This window comes from Deinococcus arboris, assembly GCF_009755355.1.
Taxonomy (GTDB): Bacteria; Deinococcota; Deinococci; order Deinococcales; family Deinococcaceae; genus Deinococcus; species Deinococcus betulae.
Genome location: NZ_WQLB01000068.1, coordinates 1 through 5,560, shown reverse-complemented (window position 1 = coordinate 5,560; position 5,560 = coordinate 1). Strand labels below are relative to the sequence as shown.

At 61.5% G+C, this 5,560-nt stretch carries 2 protein-coding genes; both read left to right on the top strand.

The features are described 5' to 3' along the window. Window positions 1-71 precede the first annotated feature (71 nt). Window positions 72-995, top strand: coding sequence for a hypothetical protein (locus GO986_RS22260; protein ID WP_157461720.1), 924 nt, complete (start codon window positions 72-74; stop codon window positions 993-995). 79 nt (window positions 996-1,074) lie between these two features. Then, window positions 1,075-5,560 (top strand): phage tail tape measure protein (locus GO986_RS22255; protein WP_157461719.1); only part of this gene is annotated, 4,486 nt, incomplete at its 3' end.

Here is a 5,560-nt window from a genome sequence, read left to right as displayed (position 1 = left end):
GGGCCTGTACACCGCCACGGTTGATTACTACATCGGCTGGTAAGCCACTCTCCTACTCCGAGGTTCTACCCATGAAACGATTTGCACTGCTGCTTCCCTTGCTGCTCGCCGCCTGCGGGACGACTTCTGCGCCCCAGCTGAACGCCCAACCTTCTATCGCTGGTGTGGACTACGTGGCGTCGTTTGAAGCGACTGTTCTGCGTGACCTCCAAAACCTGGGACTGACGAGTGATCTCAGCGCCCAGGCGGTTGCCTCCAAGTCGTATCTCAATGTCCTGAAGCTCACTGACAGCTCTGCACGCGCCTACGTCAAGACCACCTACCCGGCGGCCACCGCCTGCACCGTCAACTGGGGCGACGGCAAGACGGAAAGCGTCTTGACGCCCACACCAGCTGATGTCAGCACGGAGAAGAAGGACCACAGCTATACATCGAGCGGAACCTTTACCATCACGTTAACGTGTGGAACAGACGTTAAAACTGCTGCGTTCACGGCTGTCATCCCTGTGCCCGCATCCAGAAACCTATTTGACAGCCTTACCTTCCAGTACCGTAGTGGGTACAGCAATACTTTTTATCAGTATCTAGGCAGAACTGTGACCACTGACTTGGGACTTCGTCTTGAGACGAGCGATAATAACCACTATCTTGTTGAAAATAACGCAAGTGGTTTCAAAGTGTTTCCAGATGGTCATAAGGCTATCGCGGGCTATTTGACCGCCGGACCTATGCGAATTCGCACAGAGAACGGAAATACATTTAACGTCGCCAGCATCAGCGCGGGAAATTGGGAGTCAGCAGAACCAACAACGTTGACTGCTTACGGTGTGAGTGGAAACGTTATTGGAACAACAACGTTTTCCAACTCAGCTGCCAATCAGCAGCCAGTGGCGACCAATACAGTGACTTGGAACAACGTGAGCTACATTTCTATCGCTGGTACCAATCAATACAAGCACTTCTTTGTAGACGACCTGGGATTCACGATCAACTGAGCTGAGAAGTCAAATCTCCTGCTCTCAACCAAGCCGCCCCCCGTGGGCGGTTTTTCATTCCCCTTTGGAGGCACCCCCTATGACCCAGACCTCTCTTGGTGATCTGGTCCTCACGCCTGTTCTCGATATGGGTGACGTGCACACGCAGCTGGCCAAGTACCGGCAGTTCGTGGAACGCGAAACCGGCGTCAAGATCACTGTGGACGCCCGCGAGTCCCTGAACTCCATAGAGCGTGTCAAGCGTGACCTGGCCCAGATGGGCGACCTGAACCGCCAGCAGACGGCGCAGCAGACCCAGAACGCCCGGCTGCTGGGCGCGCAGTACCAGGCCAGCATGCGTGCCCTTCAGGAACAGAACGCGGCGGTCATCGCGGCTCACCGTGCCCAGACGGCAGCAGGCCGGGCAGAGGCCGCCGCTGCGGCTGAGCGCACCGCCCGCATCCGGGAACAGCAGGCCCAGTTGCGGTTGACGGCCCAGCTGGCCACCCAGGCCGCGCGTGACGAGAAGCAGCGCTCGATGGCCAGCGTGAACGCCCTCTCAAACGAGATGGTCTCGTACCGGAATATGTATAAAGCGCGCCAAATCGGGGAGGCCGAACTTCTCGAAGCCCAGCGGCGCATCCACAGCCAGGCCCTGCTTCAGGCGCAGGCGGTGGACAAGACAACGGACGCCTACCGCCGGCTGACTCAGGTGGCGGCCGGCGCCCAGCGCTCCATTGACCGGGCCGAGGGCATCAACCCTAGAGGCGGCCTGGCTGAAGGCGTCTCGATGGGCCTGCAATCCGCTCTGGGGCAGTTCGGCGTGGCCGGCGACCTGCTGGGCGGCTTCGTGCAGTACATCGCCGCCAAGCGCGCGGCAGCGGTGAACACCGCCGAAACGTTGGGCTCTGACACGATGGAGGGCCTGATCCGGGGCATGAAATCCGACCAGGCGCAGGTCAAGGACACCGCTGGGAAAGCCGCTGACGGCATTGAAGCGGCGGTGCGCGAGCGGCTGGACATTCACTCGCCTTCCCGCGTGATGGAGTACCTGGGCCGCATGGTGGGGGATGGTTTTGTCAGCGGTATCCGGTCCCGCTGGGACGATGCCAAGCGCGCGGCGAATGGGCTCAGTGATGCGGCCCGGAGCGGGATTGCCACGAATCTGGGTAGCGGGGCCGTGACGGGCAACCTGGGCGGCATGCTGCTGGGTGGGGCAGCTGGCGGCATCCTCGAATCCGGGAAGATCAGCACCACCTCACAAGCGTTGGACGGCCTGAACAAGCAGCTTGAGCAGAACGCAGCGGCGAGCGCTGCGGCGGCCACCGCCGGCGCGGCGACCGAGGTGGCTACCGAAGCCCTGGGCGGTGCGGTGGAAGGCGCGGCGGAGCACGTTCAATCGTTCACTGACGCCCGCCGGGAACAGGACGCGGTGCAGTGTGAGGCCGCCATCAATGACGCCAAGACCGCGCTGGCCTTTACAGCAATTGCCGCCACTGCAACTGCTGCGGCCGTCGCCCTGGCCGTCAACTTCAACGCGGCGGCTGACTATGAAGCGGCCATGCTCAAGGCCCAGGCCACTACCGAAGCCACCACGGCTCAGATGCAGCAGCTGAACGACGTGGCCCGCAGCACCCAACTGGTCAACCTGGGCATAGATGGTATCGAGGCTGCAAAGGGGATTGAGGAACTGGGCAGCCAGGGCCTAAACACGGCCCAGATCATTGATGGTGGCCTCGTCAACAGCTTGATTCTGGCCAAGGCGGTCAATACCGATGTGGCCACTGCCGCTGCGGTGGCCGCCGGCAGTACGAAGGCTTTCGGTTTGGAGGCAAAAGATCTGGCCCAAGTGACTGACATCGTGACCAACGCCGTCAACGGCACCTCCGTGAAGATTGAGAACTTCAGCGATGCTATTGCTGCTGGGGGCTCCCAAGCGGACAGCACAGGCGTCAGTTTCGCCAAGTTCACGGCGGCGATCAGTTTCATGACCGACAAGACGATTGGGGCAAGTGATGCGGGCACCAGCTTCAAGACCTTTCTACAAGCTCTGACCCCGAACAGCGATGCCGCTAAGGAGGCAATGCAGCAGCTGGGCTTCAGCGCCTTCACAGCGGACGGGCGCTTCAAAGATCTGGGCCAGATCGTTGAGGAACTGCGCACCGCCTTCCTGAAGCTGACCCCCGAGCAGCGCGCCGTCACGGCGGAAACCATCTTCGGCTCAGACGGGATTCGTGCCTTCAACATCCTCGTGGAACAGGGCAGTGCTGGTCTGGAACGGCGTACCGAGCTTCTAGATCGCACTGGAAAGGCCACCGAAGCGGCCAACAAGAAACTGGAAGGTGTGCGTGGAGAGCAGGAAAAGTTCAACGCCGCCTTGAAAAACTTTCAGATTCAGGCCGGCGAAGCGTTCCTACCAACTGGAGCCAAGATGCTGGAATGGTCAGGGAATTTCCTCAAAGACCTGGTGGCCATCAACCGCGAGTACGGCAACCTGTTCAAGGGCAAGGCGTCGTTCGGCGCTGAGACGCTGGATCTCCCAACCTGGCTGAAACAGACTGGACTGCGCAAGTCCGACCTTACCGAAGCCGAGTTGGAGAAAGTCACCCTGAACCTGCAACTGATGCAGAACACGGTCAGCCTGGCGGCCAAGAATGCCACGCAGTACCGCACCCTCGGGCTGGAAGGTATGGCGCAGGGCGTGGAGCAGCAGGCGCTGAAGGTTCTGGGGACGCTGGGCGCCACGCTGGGCAAGATTCAGGCCGCAGCCAGCCAGCGTCCCCGCGCCCTCGGACCAGAGAAGGGCGGGACTGGGTCCACGACTGGCATCCCAGACGGCACGGCACTGGTCGGCGGGAAAACCCTCGTCACGCTGTTGGGCATGGGCGGGCGCACGGTGCTGAACGACTACGGTGTCAGTGGCAAGGATTACCACCACGACGGCGCCGTGTCGGCCAATGCGACCCACAATGGCATTGACTATGGTGCACCTCGTGGCGCACCCATTCTGGCCCCGTTTAGCGGCACCCTAACCGTTCGGGAAGACGCCAAAAACGGCAAGGTCTTTGAGCTGGTGGACGCCCTTGGGCAGAAGCTGGTGGGTATCCACCTTGACTCCTTCGACAAAGGCGTGCTGGAAGCGCTGGATGCAGGCGGTGGGAAAGCCATTATCCAAGCTGGTCAGAAGATTGGCGGCGTGGGGAATAGTGGCACCACGGCGGGCAGCTACCCCCACTTGCACCTGATGGGCTACAACCGCGCCGGCAACGTGGTCAGCCCTACCTCGTTGCAGTACCAGGGAGAAGACAAAGAGGGGTACTACCAAGGCAGTGGCTACGGTGCTCGCCCCCCTGAATTGGCCATCGCAGAAAAGGGCTTTGACGCCTATATCAAGGAAGCGCAGCGGCTGACTGCTGCCGTAGAGAAATACGCGCCCCGTGGCGCCGCGCCTGACGCTGAGAAGTGGAAAGCGGCCACCGAAACGCTCAAGAAGTTCCGCGAATCCAACGATCTGGCCGCCCAGGCGCTGGAATGGGTGGGTCTTGAGACGGGCAAAAGCGACAAGGCCGTCTCTCAGTACGGCCAGACCTTCGACCGCTTGAAAGGCCAGCTCGACATTGCCCAGGCCCTGAAGGATCAGGGCGGCAGCACCGCTGATTACCTGAAGAATCTGGACGCGATCAGCAAGGCCGCTGACGTGGCAGCCAAGGCCGAACAGGCCCGCAATGGCGCCACCAGCGAGAAGTACAAGCAGCTGCTCAGCCTGAGTGGCGACGCGGCGAAGAAGGCCCAGAGCGAGCGGGACCGCATCAGCCGCGAACAAGACGCCGCTGACCGTGAAGCCGAGCAGAAGCAGAATGAAGCCGAGCAGCGCAAGGCCAAAATCAATGAGGCGCTGCGCCAGGGGCAGATTGAAGCGGCCCGGCTGGAACTGGGGCGCCTGGAAGAAGACCGTGCCCGTGACCTGCGCGAGGCCGGCGAGAATGCCAGCAAAGTGGCGGCCGTCGAGCTGCGGTATGCCCAGCTGACCTATGACGCTCGGAAGGCCATCGCCGAGAAAGAGCGCCAGGACCGCGACGCCGGTATCACGAACGATAAGAGCCTGAACGATGCCGCACGCACCCTGAAGCTGGAGAACAGCGAAAAGATTTATAAGAACGCCGAGAAAGCCGCCGATAACGCCCTGAAGGCTGCTCAGGACAAGATCGCGGCTGACCTTGAGAAGCTCACGGAAGAGAGCATTACGGCGGGAGGCACCCGCGCCGTCGAGTTCAGCAAAGGAGTAGGCGAGGCGCTGGTCAAGGCACAGCAGGCCGTGCGGTCCCTGCGCCAGGACTACGCCACGTTGGCTGATGGCGTCCGGGAGAAGGTGGCGGCCGGCGAGTTTGACGAGGCCGCACGCCTGGAAGCCTTGAAGTCGTTCAACCAACTCAGCCAGGCGGCGAAGGAAGCGGGCGTGTACGAGAACGCCCACGCGGTGGCCGCGCGCAAGAGTGCCTATGCCCTCATTGAACAGGGCATAGCGGCGGCCGGCATGATCCGGGCCAGTGGTGAACGCATCGCCCTGATCAAGGAAGCGGCTGACC